General features: G+C 45.6%; 17 protein-coding genes. 15 read left to right on the top strand and 2 right to left on the bottom strand.

All coding sequences use genetic code 11. From position 1 onward, the window contains the following. Positions 1–52: 52 nt before the first annotated feature. Both ACUUJN_RS26780 and ACUUJN_RS26775 read right to left on the bottom strand, forming a co-directional pair. Positions 53–370: a hypothetical protein gene (locus tag ACUUJN_RS26780; protein WP_053326514.1), complete on the bottom strand. Its 318-nt coding sequence runs from the start codon at positions 368–370 to the stop codon at positions 53–55. Between the two features lie 366 nt (positions 371–736). Beyond that, positions 737–931, bottom strand: coding sequence for a YjzC family protein (locus ACUUJN_RS26775; RefSeq protein ID WP_028540980.1), 195 nt, complete (start codon positions 929–931; stop codon positions 737–739). Between the two features lie 319 nt (positions 932–1250). Between ACUUJN_RS26775 and rpsF the strand changes: the two genes are divergently transcribed. The 15 genes from rpsF to rplI all read left to right on the top strand — a co-directional run bounded on the left by rpsF (position 1251) and on the right by rplI (position 15215). After that, complete coding sequence (gene rpsF / locus ACUUJN_RS26770; RefSeq protein WP_013312802.1) at positions 1251–1535, top strand: 30S ribosomal protein S6; 285 nt, start codon at positions 1251–1253, stop codon at positions 1533–1535. A 49-nt stretch (positions 1536–1584) separates the two neighbouring features. After that, the gene (gene ssb, locus ACUUJN_RS26765) at positions 1585–2076 is read left to right on the top strand and encodes a single-stranded DNA-binding protein (protein WP_484669133.1); all 492 of its coding nucleotides are present in this window, start codon (positions 1585–1587) and stop codon (positions 2074–2076) included. 21 nt (positions 2077–2097) lie between these two features. Beyond that, positions 2098–2370 (top strand): 30S ribosomal protein S18, encoded by a 273-nt coding sequence (gene rpsR / locus ACUUJN_RS26760; protein ID WP_013312800.1) that lies wholly within the window; start codon positions 2098–2100, stop codon positions 2368–2370. 524 nt (positions 2371–2894) lie between these two features. Next, positions 2895–4634, top strand: a complete 1740-nt coding sequence (locus ACUUJN_RS26755) for an ABC transporter substrate-binding protein (protein WP_484669132.1) — start codon at positions 2895–2897, stop codon at positions 4632–4634. Positions 4635–4702: 68 nt separating this feature from the next. Then, entirely contained in the window at positions 4703–5665 is a 963-nt protein-coding gene (locus ACUUJN_RS26750) for an ABC transporter permease (RefSeq protein WP_023991143.1), read from the top strand. Between the two features lie 11 nt (positions 5666–5676). Further along, the gene (gene opp4C / locus ACUUJN_RS26745; RefSeq protein WP_160788392.1) at positions 5677–6600 is read left to right on the top strand and encodes an oligopeptide ABC transporter permease; all 924 of its coding nucleotides are present in this window, start codon (positions 5677–5679) and stop codon (positions 6598–6600) included. Positions 6601–6613: 13 nt separating this feature from the next. Next, complete coding sequence (locus ACUUJN_RS26740) at positions 6614–7597, top strand: ABC transporter ATP-binding protein (protein ID WP_430177670.1); 984 nt, start codon at positions 6614–6616, stop codon at positions 7595–7597. After that, complete coding sequence (locus ACUUJN_RS26735) at positions 7594–8559, top strand: ABC transporter ATP-binding protein (protein ID WP_013312795.1); 966 nt, start codon at positions 7594–7596, stop codon at positions 8557–8559. Before ACUUJN_RS26740 ends, ACUUJN_RS26735 begins: the two co-directional genes overlap by 4 nt. A 158-nt stretch (positions 8560–8717) precedes the next feature. Continuing rightward, positions 8718–9659 carry a D-alanyl-D-alanine carboxypeptidase family protein gene (locus ACUUJN_RS26730; RefSeq protein ID WP_023991141.1) on the top strand — a complete coding sequence of 314 codons (942 nt, stop codon included), beginning with the start codon at positions 8718–8720 and terminating at the stop codon, positions 9657–9659. 236 nt (positions 9660–9895) lie between these two features. Continuing rightward, positions 9896–10954, top strand: coding sequence for an LCP family protein (locus ACUUJN_RS26725; RefSeq protein ID WP_160788390.1), 1059 nt, complete (start codon positions 9896–9898; stop codon positions 10952–10954). 45 nt (positions 10955–10999) lie between these two features. Beyond that, positions 11000–11428, top strand: coding sequence for a CBS domain-containing protein (locus tag ACUUJN_RS26720; RefSeq protein WP_013312792.1), 429 nt, complete (start codon positions 11000–11002; stop codon positions 11426–11428). A 121-nt stretch (positions 11429–11549) separates the two neighbouring features. Next, positions 11550–11852 carry a MazG-like family protein gene (locus tag ACUUJN_RS26715; RefSeq protein ID WP_484669131.1) on the top strand — a complete coding sequence of 101 codons (303 nt, stop codon included), beginning with the start codon at positions 11550–11552 and terminating at the stop codon, positions 11850–11852. A 5-nt stretch (positions 11853–11857) separates the two neighbouring features. Further along, positions 11858–12775 carry a DUF2232 domain-containing protein gene (locus tag ACUUJN_RS26710; protein ID WP_023991139.1) on the top strand — a complete coding sequence of 306 codons (918 nt, stop codon included), beginning with the start codon at positions 11858–11860 and terminating at the stop codon, positions 12773–12775. An 11-nt stretch (positions 12776–12786) separates the two neighbouring features. Next, entirely contained in the window at positions 12787–14775 is a 1989-nt protein-coding gene (locus ACUUJN_RS26705; RefSeq protein WP_023991138.1) for a DHH family phosphoesterase, read from the top strand. Next, positions 14772–15215 (top strand): 50S ribosomal protein L9, encoded by a 444-nt coding sequence (gene rplI, locus ACUUJN_RS26700; RefSeq protein ID WP_023991137.1) that lies wholly within the window; start codon positions 14772–14774, stop codon positions 15213–15215. Before ACUUJN_RS26705 ends, rplI begins: the two co-directional genes overlap by 4 nt.

The raw sequence follows: 15215 nt of genomic DNA, 5'->3' as shown, positions 1-15215 counted from the left end.
GAAAAAATGCTCCTGACAGCAGAGAAACATTGCCGGTAGGAGCACTCTTTTGTTATAGCTGGTTAGGCGGGTAATGATAGCGTTTTGTTTTTTTTGAGCCAGAGATCATCAGAAGGATCGCTGCAATCAAATGGAGAGCCCAGCCTACAAAGGGTATCCAGGCCAGCAAAGAAGTGAGTACTCCCCATACAGAGCCGTAGATCGCCTCCTGATTGCGTAACGACAGGATAAGTGTTACTGCATGCAGGACAAGCATAAATCCCAGAGCCGAGTAGCCGCTCCCCATGACAATAGCTCCCCCCACAATCGGTACGGCAAGCACCAATTCGAATATACCTGATATCCACTTTAATATTCGAGAATAGCTCATCTTTAAACCTCCGTAGATAGTAGGTCTTTGTACTTGGATATATTCTAGCAGAAGGAGCTGAATTAATCTGCATTTTACCAGGATATGCAAAAAGTCCGATAATGCAACAAAGGAGGACCACAAAGGTCCTCCATCGTAGGCGATACATTTTTAACAGGATACGATCTGTCCAATCACATCATGAAACTCGGTGTACTGACCAGCAATACCGTGTTGAAAAGACAGTGTCCTTTTACACAAACCTAACGCTTCTAATGCCCGGAATGGATCTCCTAACAGTTTGTCCGGCTACGTCGTCCAACGGAACCACACCTCTCTGTTGTATCGCCTAATCATAATATGGCCAGGATTCCGAGGAAATATACATTAGTGGACACGAGCTTTCGTTTTTTTCTTCCATTTGCGATTATGGTTGGCGGTTTTGGGAAAAGAATCGCCTCTTTCCAGCGTTACTTGCTGCGGGTTTTGGATTTCAGTATGGAAGCTCTTTTCTCCGACCTCCATGTATACGCCGTCGTTTGGGACCTTATCTCCTGGTTCGAACTCAGTCTTTTCACCCATGCGATTGTGCCTCCTTAGATAAATGAATTTGGACTGCAACGGTTATTGTGCGCTGTCTTGAACAGAAACATGCGAAACCGGGTATACAGATACTGAGTGAATCAAATGATTTCCTTTATATATGCGAAATTTTTGATATGCTATAAAATTGTATAAAGCTTATGATATGCAAGTGTTTTTAGCCGTTTTAGGCTTGTTTATTGAATTTGTAGGTTGCATTCAGTTGTTGGATTTGGTAAACTGTTTTAGTGCGAGCTTAGGCTCGTTCCTTGCTCTCAACTGAGATTGAGGGCCTTATGTCCATAAGGAGGTGTAAAGAATGCGCAAATATGAAGCGATGTATATTATTCGTCCTGACATTGAACAAGAAGCTGTTCAAGCGACAGTCGATAAATTCCAAGGTATCATCTCTAACGGCGGTGGCGAAATTACGAGTCACGATGTAACTAAACGCCGTCTTGCGTATGAGATCAAGAAATTCCGTGATGGTTCTTTCGTTCTGGTAAACTTCACAGCAGAACCTGCTGTTGTTACTGAGCTTGAGCGTATCATGAAAATTTCTGACGAAGTAATTCGTTATCTCATTACGAACGACGTAGCTTAATTATTGTACGTGATTATGTAATGAACAACGCTCAAAGGAGGGGATTGGATTGTTGAACCGTGTCATTCTGATCGGTCGTTTGACCAAAGATCCAGAGCTGCGCTATACACCGTCTGGTGTAGCAGTAACCCAGTTCACCCTGGCTGTAGACCGTCCGTTTACGAGTCAAGGCGGCGAACGGGAAGCGGATTTCTTGCCGATCGTAACCTGGCGTCAGCTTGCTGAAACATGCGCTAACTATCTTCGCAAAGGTCGTTTAACGGCTGTTGAAGGCCGTGTTCAGGTGCGTAATTATGAGAACAATGAAGGAAAACGTGTATACGTGACTGAAATTGTAGCTGATAATGTGCGTTTCTTGGAATCTAACCGCGATGGCGGTAACGGTGGCGGCAATAGCGGTGGAGCTGCGCGTGAGGAGTCTCCTTTCGGAGGCGGTAACAGCAGTAGTGGACGCGGGAATAATAACTCGCGAAACAATCAGGATCCTTTTTCCGATGACGGAAAACCGATCGATATTTCGGATGATGATTTACCATTTTAATTGGGAAAGGACTGACAAAGAATGGGCTTCAGACAAAGAGAAGGCGGAGACGATAACAAAAGACCAGCTCGTCGTGGTGGTCGCAACAAACGTCGTAAAGTATGTTTCTTCACTGTGAACAAAATTACTCACATTGACTATAAAGATACAGACCTGCTTAAAAAATTCATCAGCGAACGTGGAAAAATTCTTCCTCGTCGTGTGACTGGAACAAGTGCGAAATATCAACGTATGTTGACAATCGCTGTTAAACGTTCCCGTCAAATCGCATTGCTTCCTTACACTACTGAATAGTAGTAGGTGGAAAAAAGAGACGTTCCCGATCCCGGGAGCGTCTTTTTTCGTGATTTTTTATATTGACAACAAGTGCCATCTATTGTAACTTACTAATAATACAATCCATGTTTACCCATAAACCATAGTATACCTTTTAATGGCTTGTGAAATTGCAAGCTCCCCAACTCGCCAGAGTAAACATTTCGGCCTTCTGAAATGTTATTTTATATTACATGAAATCCTGTTTTTTTGTCATTTTCCACAATTAAAATTCATAAACTTTACATAAATAGATATTTTGCATTTTTATATTACATAAAAAAAGATATTGACGTGATATTATTTTACACTTAAGATAAACCTTAATAAAAATGTAATGGTTGTTAGCGCACGAAATTGACCAGAGGTCTAAAACACGTGTTTACGCTATTAAGACAGTAAGGAGGATGTGCAACTTCATTTTCAAACCTCAAGCTTTAATGAATCACCGCAGGAATGAGACAGGCTGTTAAATAAAGAACCGACTAAGGGGGATTAACAGGATGATGCAGACGAAGAAATGGGTTTCTTTGCTTATGATGCTTACGATCGTTGGTGTTCTGTTTGCAGGATGTAGCGGAGGTGCTAATGAGGCACAGCCACAGCAAGGCAATGCGGACAAAAAAACAGAGGGAAATGAAGGAAGTGCACCTGTTACGGAGGGCGTTATTAAAGCAACTGATCTGTCGCAAAATCCTCCGGGAGCGACTAATCGGAAAGATAACATTGTAGTAGGTATGACATCACCTAAAGGGGTATTTAACCCGCTATTCTGGCAAACGACTTACGATTTATATGTAGTCAGAACAGTATTTGATTCCTTCTTACAGGTGAAGGCGGATGGTACATATGAAAATAGCTTGGCTGACAAGGTTGATGTATCGCCAGATGGTTTAAAATATACATTCCATCTGAAACCAGGCGTGAAGTATAGTGACGGTACCCCAGTAACAGTGAAGGATTATGCTTTTGTCCTCAAGGTATTGCATGATCCGAATTATGATGGAGAAACAGATGTATTATCTTTTAAGATTAAAGGCGGTAAAGAGTATCACGATGGCAAGGCGAATGATATCTCTGGTATCAAAGTCATTGATGATAACACAGTAGAGGTAACCGTTACAGAAGCAACAGCGTATACAAAGGATTTTCTGGGTGAGCAATACTTCATGCCAGAAGCTTATTATGGAAAAGGATTCAAAAAGGGTAACCTGGACAGCATCAAGGCGCTTAATAATAAGCCAATCGGCTCTGGTCAGTATGTACTGAAGAGCTTCTCCCCGGGTCAACAAGTCGTATTTGATGCGAATCCAAACTACTTCAAAGGCGCACCAAAAGTGAAGTCAGTTATTTTCAAAACAACAACAGAAGAAACAAACCTGTCTATGCTGCAAACAGGTGAAACGGACATGGACAACATCACAGTTACTGAAGACAATGTAGAGGAATTAAAGGCGTTGGGCTTCTTGGACGTGAATATTATGCCGACAAACGGCTATGGATATATTGCGTTTAATCATAAGGAAAAGAAATTTAAGGACCCTAAAGTACGTCAGGCTCTAACGATTGGCTTAAACCGTAAGGAGATTGTGCAGGGCGTGTATGGTCCATATGCGAATGTTATTAACATTCCACAATCTACAGAATCTTGGTCTTATACGGATGAAGGTATCAACAAATATGAATTTGATACAGCTAAGGCGAAGGCTTTGCTGGATGAGGCAGGCTGGAAGGTTGGTGCTGACGGAATTCGCGAAAAGGACGGAGAAAAGCTGACCATTAACTTCTCTGCGACTGCTGATAATCCAGTAGTAGAGGCCTTGCTACCGATCATGTCCAATAACTATAAGGAGCTAGGCATCAAGCTGACTTCCGAAACTTTAGATTTTAACGCCATTATGGATAAAAAGGACACAGGCAAGTTTGATATGTTCTTCGCGGCTTGGGGCTTAACACCAGACCCGGATACAACGACTTTTATTTCGAATGGTGCACAAAATGATATCGGCTATTCCAATAAGAAGGTCGATGAACTAACGCTTGCTGGTAAGCATGAGCTGGATCAAGAGAAACGCAAACAGATTTACAAACAACTCTATCAAGAGTTGAACAAAGATCTGCCAACTATTTTTATGTACCAACGCAGAGATATGTGGCCAGTTAATGGACGTGTATCCGGCTTGGAAATTACACCATACAAAGATTTTGAGTTCACTCTGCATAACGCTCAGATCGCTCAATAAGGGTTGCCAAACGTATGCTCAGCTCTCACGAGCTGGGCATATCACTTTATTCGTCTGGAGGAATGAATATGAAGCAGTACATTATTCGAAGACTGCTGCAACTCATCCCCACACTTATTGGCATATCCATTATCGTATTTGCGATTTCAGCCATGGTGCCGGGTGATTATATTACAGCCAAGCAGAACCCAAATATGACGGCCGAAAAGGCGCAGCAGCTACGACATATCTACGGGCTGGATAAACCGGAATACCAACGCTATTTTATATGGGCCGGTAATATGTTAAAGGGGAATATGGGGGATTCATTACAGCATAAGCAGCCAGTAACGAAGGTCATTGGCAATTATGTATGGAACTCATTTATTATCGCTTTTTTTAGTCTTATATTTAGCTGGTTGATTGCGGTTATTGCAGGAGTATTTTCAGCCAAGTTTCAATATTCGTTATTCGATAAGTTTGTCACATTATTCATTTTCTTATGTATGTCGCTGCCTTCATTTTTTATTGGTCTATTGGTCATCAAAATATTTGCCCTGGAGTGGGGAATTCTCCCGGTTGGGGGCATGACCACAGCAGGGATGGAGCCAGGCTCGTGGGCTTATATGGTGGATGTTCTCAAGCATATGTTCCTGCCGACACTCGTACTTACGATGCTGAGCACAGGAAGTCTGACCCGGTATTTCCGTACAGGCATGTTGGAGGTCATTCGTCAGGATTATATTCGTACCGCACGCGCCAAAGGCTTGAAGGAACGTACGGTTATCTTCAAGCACGCACTGCGCAATGCACTGATTCCAGCCATCACACTACTCGGCTTCGAGCTTCCGGCCTTATTTGGTGGGGCGATGATTCTGGAGAAGGTATTTGTGTGGCCGGGTGTGGGTCAGGTCTATCTGGAGTCGATTAGTATGCGAGATTATCCGTTTATGTTGGGCTTCACGATTTTCTTAGCGTTGCTTACGCTTATCGGTAATTTGCTCTCTGATGTATTGTATGGCATGGCAGATCCAAGAATTCGCTTGAAGTAGGAGGGATACTATTGTCCGCAGAAACAGTCACGATTGAAACGAATCAAAAGGCGGCGATCCGTCCTGAAGCGTCTCCATGGAGAATCGCCGTTCGCCGTTTTAACCAAAACCGTCTGGCTTTGGCTGGTCTCGTTATATTAATTCTGATGGTTGTCATTTGTAGTTTTGGACCGATGATTTCACCTTATCATTTAGATGATTACAAGCTAGCTGACAAAAATTTATCGCCTAATGCTAAGTACTGGCTTGGTACAGATAAGTTTGGTAGAGATATTTTGCTGCGTACAATGCTGGCCGGCCGTATTTCCTTGACGGTAGGGCTGGTCGCCACGTTTATTTCGGTCATGATCGGAGCGACGTTGGGTGCGCTAGCAGGGTTTTATCGTAAAGGCGTGGATACGGTTATTATGCGGATTGCCGATATTTTCATGGCACTCCCTACATTACCGCTGCTTATTATTTTAGGTGCTGTTCTGTCGGATTTGAAGGTCGATCCGTCGAATCGCATTTATTTTCTGATGCTCATTATCGGGGTCTTGAGCTGGACTAGCTTGTCCCGTCTGGTCAGGGGGCAGATTCTTACCCTGCGTGAACAGGAGTTCATGCAGGCGACGGAAGCGCTAGGCTTGAGAGACCGCCGAAAAATATTCCGACATTTGCTGCCGAACACGATTCCAACCATTATTGTTACGGCTACGCTTGGAGTAGCGGGTGCGATTATTACAGAATCTGCGCTCAGTTACTTGGGAATCGGCGTTGTGCCGCCCACACCTTCGTGGGGGAACATGATATCGGCTGCGAATAACCTAATTGACTTCCGCAAACGGCCTTGGATATGGGTGCCGCCGGGAATGTGTATTCTAATTACAGTTGTAGCGATTAACCTGATTGGCGACGGTTTGCGTGATGCGCTGGACCCTAAAATGAAGAAGTAGGAGACGAACGTTTATGGAAAATGCTTTGATTGAATTTCGTAACCTGAAAACCCACTTCCATACCTCTAACGGAACTGTCAAAGCGGTCAATGACGTCAGTTTTAAAATTCGTGAGGGTGAAACGCTCTGTGTGGTAGGAGAATCTGGTTGCGGTAAGAGTGTAACAGCGATGACGATGATGCGGTTAATTGATTCTCCCCACACCTCAGACGGACAAATCTGGTTTGAGGGCAAGGACCTTCTAAAACTCAATAAAGGTCAAATGCAGCAAATTCGCGGCAATGACATCTCGATTATTTTTCAGGAGCCCATGTCTTCTCTGAATCCAGTGCTTACGATTGGGGAACAGATCACGGAGCCGTTGCTAATGCACACATTAATGAGTAAAAAAGAAGCACGTACTCGGGCAATTGAGCTGATTAATTTGGTGGGGATTTCACGATCGGAAGAAATATTCCATTCCTATCCTCATGAATTGAGTGGCGGTATGCGCCAGCGGATCATGATTGCCATCGCATTAAGCTGTAATCCGAAGCTATTGATTGCGGATGAACCAACAACGGCACTGGATGTTACGATTCAGGCACAGATTCTGGATTTAATGCGGGACTTGAAGGATAAGCTTAAAACGTCCATTATGCTGATTACGCACGACTTGGGTGTCGTGGCAGAAATGGCTGATTATGTGGTCGTTATGTATGCTGGAAACGTCATTGAAGAGGCTCCTGTCATTGAGCTGTTTAAAAATCCGCAGCATCCATATACTCAAGGCTTATTAAAGGCGAAGCCCGTCATTAATCAGAAAATGGATCGACTGTATTCCATCCCAGGACAGGTTCCAAATCCAATTGAGTTGGGGGAAAATTGTCATTTCCATGATCGGTGCTCCCACTGTATGCAAATTTGCAAGGATCAGGCTCCTCCTTTGAATGAAAAGGAGAATGGTCATAAGGTTGCCTGCTGGCTATATGAGAAAGAAGGAGGGCAACGGATATGAGCGAGCCTTTGATTCAAGTGGAAGGGCTGAAAAAGTATTTCCCGATCACAGGCGGGATTTTTCAGCGTACTGTCGGACATGTGAAAGCAGTCGATGATGTATCCTTTAACATTCATAAGGGTGAATCCTTCGGTCTGGTAGGAGAATCGGGTTGTGGTAAAAGTACGATTGGACGTACGATTCTCAGATTGATGGATAAGACAGAGGGATCGGTACGATACAAAGGCGAAGACTTGCACGCGTTAAACAAAGAGCAGATTCGTGCGCTTCGTCCGAAGTTGCAAATCGTCTTTCAGGACCCTTTTAGCTCACTGAATCCGAGAATTAAGGTCGGTGAAGCCATTGGAGAGGCGTTGCTGGATCACGGGTTGATTGATCGTAGTGAGCTGCGGAAGAAGGTCAATGAAACGCTGAATATTTGTGGGCTGTCCTCGTATCATTATGATCGGTATCCGCATGAATTCTCTGGCGGCCAGCGTCAGCGGATCGGGATTGCAAGGGCTTTGATTTTGAATCCTGATTTTATTGTGGCTGATGAGCCGGTATCTGCTCTAGATGTGTCTATTCAGGCCCAGATTATTAACTTGTTAAGTGATTTGCAGCAGGAACGCCAATTGACCTATCTGTTCATCTCGCATGATCTAAGTGTAGTCGAGCATCTGTGTAGCCGGATTGGTGTGATGTATCTGGGTTCAATGGTAGAGCTTTCCTCCAAGGAGGAACTGTTCAGTAATCCGCTTCATCCGTACACAAAGGCGCTGCTATCGGCAGTACCGATTCCCGATCCCACGATCAAGAGACAACGGATTGTGTTGAAAGGAGACATCCCATCTCCGGCCAATCCGCCTTCAGGATGCAAGTTTCATACACGTTGTCCTATGGCAGAAGCACGTTGTAAAACAGAGATTCCGGTATACCGCGATGCGGGCGATCAGCATTTTGTAGCCTGTCACTTTGCCTAAAATATATAATTAGGAAGCAAAATATCCGTCATCCTGAAAGCAGAATTGACGGATATTTTGGCGTGGAATACAAAAGGTAAAAAAATTGTATCTTTTTTTCGAAAAATTGCAGACAAAATGGATTTTTCATCGTCTAATAAAGTATGGAGGTTATTACGATGATGAAAAAACATTGGTTACGTTGGGCTATTGTCGTCCCGGTACTTATTATATTGATTTTTATTACGCTTGGACCCCGCCTGTTGATCGGAAAGCCGAATGTGGATGCAGAGGCTGCGGTGCTGATGGACATGCATACTGGGGAATTACTGATGGATGTGAATGGCGATACGCCTATGCCTTCCGCAAATATGTCCAAGCTCATGACTGAGCTATTGGTGCTGGAGGATATTCGGGCCGGACGGTTAGGCTGGAATGATGAAGTGCGAATTAGCCGTTACGCGAGTACGGTGGGCGGTGTGAATTTGTCCCTCCGGTATGGTGAAAGGATGACCGTATCCGAATTGTTCCAGAGTATGGTTGTGTATTCAGCGAATGATGCCGCTGTCGCGTTAGCGGAGCGTTCAGCAGGGAATGAATCAGCTTTTGTGAAGCGTATGAATGGAAAAGCTGCCCAAATCGGGTTGTCATCCGATAGTCGCTTCAGCAATGCCTCTGGAGCAGGGCAGAGTGAATTGGGGCCGAATCACCCTGAGGATATTCGGGGAGAAACGAAAATGACAGCAAGCGACACGGCGAAGTTGGCCTCCTATTTGATTACGTCACACCCGGAGATTTTGAGAACGTCCAGCCGTACGCAGATGGAGTTGAAGGATAAAGGCATCTACATTAGTAATACGAACTGGATGCTGCCTTCCTTGGCTGGACCGTACTCTTACGCGGGAACGGACGGACTGAAAGCAGGATACACAAGCGATGCTGGATACTGCTTCACGGGTACAGCTGAGCAGCATGGAAGACGGCTAGTTGCTGTGGTGTTGGGTGCACCGAGCAAGGAGGAGCGTTTTGAGCAGACACGGAGGTTGTTCGATTATGGTTTTGCCCTGTCGACTTCTTTCCCCGTGCGACTGCAAAATTTGGTGAAACTGGCCCCGCATTAAGGGGGAAAATGATTTTGAAAGCTACATAGGATACGAATATAAACATGAATTGGGGCTTTGACCGTGAGGTCGAAGCCTTTTTTGGCATGAATTTGAGAAGCTGACCACGCCATGATACTTTTGACAACAGGGTAGCAGACCTTTTATGCTTTGAGGGGAAGTTTTCGCTTCATGTGGGACCAATTCGGTTTAATGAAGAGATGGGATTTGTGACGGAAAGAAGGAAGGTACCTGTTATGGAGAGAAGACATAAGAGAAGGACCAGTGGAAAGCCCAAAAAGAAAAAGAGGTTTACCGCTCTATATATTTCATGTATTGTTTTATTTTTGATTGCAGTGGGAGGCTACCTATTCCGCAAACAGCTGACACTGGTGGCTTTTGATTGGTTTGTATCACCGACGTTGGAGAGCAAGCTGGAGAAATCCTATCAGCCGCGACAATCCGGTGAACAGCAGCAGCAAGAGACAGTAGCTTACCGTAAGGAGCCCTTTTCGGTGCTGTTACTGGGTACAGATGAAAGGCCAAATGAAAAGGCGCGTGGTCGTTCGGATACGGTTATGTATGCAGTAGTACGGCCCGCAGAATCGCGTCTGCTTTTGATTTCCATTCCAAGGGATACGTACGTACAGATTGTCGGACATGATCCGAATCGCGATGGCGAGGATGATTTTGATAAGTTGGGGCATGCTTATGCGTTCGGAGGCGCAGATATGTCCATGGCTACAGTAGAGAAGTTGATGGAGCATAAGGCCGATTATTATGCTACGATTAATTTCCAGGGTATTCAGGAGGCGGTGAACGCAGTGGGTGGAGTTGTGCTTCCCATCGACAAGCCCATTGAGAATAAGAATCCGCTGCATATCAAGTTCCGTATTGAGGCGGGCAAGCCGCTTTATAATGGTGAGGAAGCCATGTATTATGTTAGATATCGGGAAGATAGCGACTTCAACCGTACAAAACGGCAGCAAATTTTCTTGAACGCTATGGCCGATAAGCTGCTGAATATCAACGGAATTACCAAAATCCCGGAGCTGCTCGATATTATGGGAGCCAATTTCAAAACCGATATGGAACCTACTTTTATTACTGGGCTTGGCAAGCAGGCTATTTCGCAGGGGAATCCACAAATTTCAAGTTTTACGATTACGGGGGAAGGGTTCAAGAAGAAGGGCCTGTATTATGACCGGGCTAATGAACAGGAACTTGAATATGCCAGACTTATGATTGCGAACTGGCTAGATTCCGATACAACCCCGCAGACGCTGAGGCTTCCCGACAAGCAGGACATTCAGTGAATAATCAATTGATTTATATTTGATTTTGAGGGGGATTCGTTTCTCATGAACATCGCTTTTTTCTTGCTTCCCAAACAGGAAGTTGCTTGTGTAACGGCGGATGCTACTTTACGGCAAACGTTGGAACGGATGGAATATCACCGTTTTACAGCGGTTCCTATTTTGGATAAAGAAGGTAGATATACAGGTACAGTTACAGAAGGTGATCTGTTGTGGCATATGAAAGAGTCCGAGGGGAAAATCACCTTTGAAAACGCTTCTAAGTTTATGCTTAAGGACGTTCCGTTGCGGGTTACGATGAAGCCCGTATCCATTGACGCGAACATGGAGGATTTAATTAATTTGGCGAAGGTACAGAATTTTGTGCCCGTCGTAGATGATATGGAACGGTTTATTGGCATTGTACGTCGCAGCCAGATTATTGAGTATTGTGAAAAATTTGTGTCCAGGGAATCGCTTAATACTTCAAGCTAAAATAAGCAGCAAAGCTGGTCCGAAAATAACGATTTACCTTATGGGGTAACAGTTATTTTCAGAATAGGATATGCTATAATGGAGAATAAAGCTTTTTCAGAGGGGTGTGACTCTTCATCATATGCCTAAAGAAATGGATGTAGTTAAACGAGCCAAGGTTATTGAATGGCTTAAAACAGAGGTGCTTGACCAAGTCTCCCGTCTGTTTAAGGCGATGTGGGAAGGCAGTACAGCCCGCATTGGTGATTGTTTGGCGAGTTTGGTGATGAGCAGTTATATTTTGGGGAGGCGCCTTGGAGTGTCTTACCGTGAATTGGATGATCTACTCATCGACAAGCTAAGAAAGCACAGAAAAGAAGGACACCAGCTGGAGGATTGGTATCAGGACATTTCCGGACTGGAAGAACATATGCGTAAGAGGTGAAAACGTTGAAATTCCGCTTGGCAACTGTAGCATGGAGCGTCATTTATTTGCTTCTGCTGCTGACTCTATTGACACCATTAAGAATCATTACCGTATTTTTGCTGATTGTGCCTGGCGCTGTATTGTTTTCATCGCTGCCTTTCAAAGGATTTCTGGTCCACGTCATACCGGTGCTGTTAATTATAGCGCTACTCGATGTGTATTCGCTGCTCCCTGCGATTTATTTTCTGATTCCTTCAATAATGATGGGACGGATTTATAAAAAGGGAGGACCTGCTTTTCAGGCGTTGATGACCGGAATGGGCATTATTTTAGCCGAGTTGTTGGTTGTTCTGTTTATCGCTACGTATTCTTTTGGGTTTGATCTTTCGCAGTACCTTCGTGATCAGGCCGCGATATCGGCAAGTATAGTACAGCAGGTTTTGAGTGCTAATCCGATGTTTTCGAACATGAATTGGACAGCGGAGGATACGCAGAAACTCGGTACAATGCTGATTGGAAAAATTCCGTATGTGCTGATCATGACCTCGTTCATATTGGCGGTGATTACGCATGCTTTGGCACGTCCGGCATTGAGCAGTCTCGATGTACCGGTACGCAAAATGAAGCCTGCTCGCGAGTGGAGGCTACCGCGCGCGCTGATCTGGTATTATCTGCTGGCAATTGTAATTGAATGGATAGCAGGGTCTTCCGATAGCAGCTGGATTCAAATGGTTTCCATTAGTATGCTACCGCTGATTCATGCATGTTTTATTATCCAGACGATTGGTTTTGTATACTTCTGGACGCATAGCCGTAAAATGAGCCCGGTGATTGCGTTGCTGCTGTCGCTCGTCGTTCTGGTGTTCCAGCCGCTCCGCATTATAGGTATTATTGATTTGGCCTTTCCGCTGCGTGAAGCTATTACAAGATCAAAGAAATAGGGTGAACAGTCATGCCTAAATTTCTACAAAAACGCTGGCACGGCTATCAGACGGTCTGGGCGTTTTTACTGCTGCTGGTGCTTGTCATATGTATTTCCATGTACAACTGGGAACTGGGTGTGATAGGACTGCTGCTGTCATTCTTGCTCGGCGGACTGATGCTGAAGACGGAATTGGATTTTCGTCGGGAACTGAATCAATATATCAGCGGTCTTTCCTTCCGGATCAAGCGGGTGGAAGGGGAAGCGATTAGTACATTGCCGTTCGGCATCATTTTATACAGTGAAAATCGAACGGTAGAATGGCACAATCGGTTTGCCGGGGAGATGTTCGAGGAGCAATCGCTGATTGGTGAGTCTCTTCAAGATTTGTTTCCTCAACTCGCAGGTGCTCTAAGCACCAAGAAGGAAACAAAGGAGCCTGCTCGTGAGCTGAAGGTGGAGCTACAGCATGATGAGCGTCATTATCAGTTTCTGATCGTGCCCGATGAGCGTCTGATATATTTGTATGAAGTAACGGAGTTGGCGGTGCTACGCAAGCAGTATGAAAACGAGCGGTTGGCGCTCGGTATCGTCATGCTCGATAATATGGACGAGGCTGCTCAGGGAATGGACGATCAGCAACGCACCGCGCTTATTGCAAAGGTGTCAAGCGAGATTACATCTTGGGCTAATCAGTACAATATTTATTTGCGTCGATTATCTTCTGAGCGTTATCTCATTATGCTAAATCATAAAGCGCTTCAGGAGCTGGAGCAAAGTCGATTCGTCATTCTGGATACCGTAAGGGAAATGACGGCGGATTTAAAAGTACCAATGACACTGAGTATTGGCTTGTCCTTCGGTGCAGAGAGCATCAAGGAGCTAGGCGAGCTGGCCCAATCCAGTCTAGATATGGCGCTTGGACGTGGGGGCGATCAGGCAGCAGTGAAGGCGGGACAGCGCCTGTCCTTTTATGGAGGCAAGTCCAATGCTGTCGAGAAGCGTACCAGGGTGCGTGCCCGAGTCATTGCACATGCGCTGCGTGACCTGATGCAGGAGAGCGACCGCGTCCTGATCATGGGACACAAAATACCGGACATGGATGCATTGGGAGCGGCCATCGGTGTGTGGAAGGCTGCGGCACTTTACAATGTAGAGGCACATATCGTACTGGATAAATCCAATCCGTCTATCGACCGAATGATGGAGCAGGTAAACAAGGATGAGAAGTTATCGCAAGCGCTCATGACGCCAGAGCAGTCGCTCCAGCTGATGACTGAGCACAGTCTGCTGGTCGTGGTGGACACGCATAAGGCCTCAATGACGATTGAGCCGCGTCTGGTGCAAACGGCCAGCCGGGTGGTGGTTGTCGACCATCATCGTCGGGGCGAGGAATTTATTAACGATTCGGTTCTGATCTACTTGGAGCCCTATGCGTCATCGGCCTGTGAGCTGGTGACCGAGCTGCTGCAATATATCCATGAGAAGGTCCAACTGACACCGCTGGAGGCAACATCACTGCTGGCGGGGATTACGGTGGATACCAAGCATTTTTCCCTGCATACAGGCTCGCGTACATTCGAGGCAGCCGGCTTTTTACGGCGTAGTGGGGCAGATACAGTAATGATCCAGCGCATGTTAAAAGAGGACCTGGATGAATATATTGCTAAGGCGGAAATTATTAAGCATGCTAAAATGATATATGGGCATATCGCAATTGCGGTAACTGAGCCCGGACAGAAAATACCGCAGCTCCTGATTGCTCAGGTGGCGGATTCATTACTCAATATGACGGATGTACTGGCCTCCTTTGTGGTCAGTGAACGTCCTGACGGCCTGGTGGGGATCAGCGCCCGTTCACTCGGACGCATGAACGTACAGGTCGTCATGGAACGGCTAGGCGGCGGAGGACATCTGACGAATGCGGCGGTTCAGCTGGATTGCCCGCTGGAGGAAGCTAAGCGCAGAGTGGTCGACGTGCTGGCCGAAATTGATGGGGAAGAGGGGTTATTTGAATGAAAGTGATATTCATTAAAGATATGAAGGGCCAAGGCAAGAAGGGGCAAATTAAGGAAGTGTCGGACGGTTATGCAGCGAATTTCCTGTTGCCGCGTGGTGTTGCCCGTCCAGCGACAGAAGGAAATATGAAGACGCTGGAAAATCAGAATGCTGCTGAGGAAAAGCGCAAGCAAGAGGAAAAGGAAGAGGCTCAAGCGCTCGGCAAAAAGCTGGAAGAGACAACGATTCAGCTCAAGGCGAAGGCTGGTGAAGGTGGACGGCTGTTCGGCGCGATTACAAGCAAGCAAATCGCGGAGGCAGTAGCTAAAACTGGCATCAAGCTGGACAAACGCAAAATTGAGCTGGAAGAACCGATTCGTACGTTGGGCGTGACTCAAATGACCGTTAAGCTTCATCCTGAGGTCAAAGCTACGCTGAAAGTACAGGTGACTGAAGAATAA

Source organism: Paenibacillus sp. LRG-1 (assembly GCF_057220305.1).
The sequence above is the reverse complement of the archived record's forward strand: the minus strand, read 5'-3'. Positions and strand labels throughout refer to the sequence as shown.

Bases quoted from the DNA above. Each gene is read 5' to 3' on its own strand.
- rplI (WP_023991137.1), top strand. From the start codon at position 14,772: ATGAAAGTGATATTCATTAAAGATATGAAGGGCCAAGGCAAGAAGGGG.
- ACUUJN_RS26730 (WP_023991141.1), top strand. From the start codon at position 8,718: ATGATGAAAAAACATTGGTTACGTTGGGCTATTGTCGTCCCGGTACTT.
- rpsF (WP_013312802.1), top strand. From the start codon at position 1,251: ATGCGCAAATATGAAGCGATGTATATTATTCGTCCTGACATTGAACAA.
- ACUUJN_RS26715 (WP_484669131.1), top strand. From the start codon at position 11,550: ATGCCTAAAGAAATGGATGTAGTTAAACGAGCCAAGGTTATTGAATGG.
- ACUUJN_RS26705 (WP_023991138.1), top strand. From the start codon at position 12,787: ATGCCTAAATTTCTACAAAAACGCTGGCACGGCTATCAGACGGTCTGG.
- ACUUJN_RS26720 (WP_013312792.1), top strand. From the start codon at position 11,000: ATGAACATCGCTTTTTTCTTGCTTCCCAAACAGGAAGTTGCTTGTGTA.
- ACUUJN_RS26725 (WP_160788390.1), top strand. From the start codon at position 9,896: ATGGAGAGAAGACATAAGAGAAGGACCAGTGGAAAGCCCAAAAAGAAA.
- ACUUJN_RS26780 (WP_053326514.1), bottom strand. From the start codon at position 370: ATGAGCTATTCTCGAATATTAAAGTGGATATCAGGTATATTCGAATTG.
- ACUUJN_RS26740 (WP_430177670.1), top strand. From the start codon at position 6,614: ATGGAAAATGCTTTGATTGAATTTCGTAACCTGAAAACCCACTTCCAT.
- rpsR (WP_013312800.1), top strand. From the start codon at position 2,098: ATGGGCTTCAGACAAAGAGAAGGCGGAGACGATAACAAAAGACCAGCT.
- ACUUJN_RS26755 (WP_484669132.1), top strand. From the start codon at position 2,895: ATGATGCAGACGAAGAAATGGGTTTCTTTGCTTATGATGCTTACGATC.
- ACUUJN_RS26775 (WP_028540980.1), bottom strand. From the start codon at position 931: ATGGGTGAAAAGACTGAGTTCGAACCAGGAGATAAGGTCCCAAACGAC.
- ACUUJN_RS26735 (WP_013312795.1), top strand. From the start codon at position 7,594: ATGAGCGAGCCTTTGATTCAAGTGGAAGGGCTGAAAAAGTATTTCCCG.
- ACUUJN_RS26750 (WP_023991143.1), top strand. From the start codon at position 4,703: ATGAAGCAGTACATTATTCGAAGACTGCTGCAACTCATCCCCACACTT.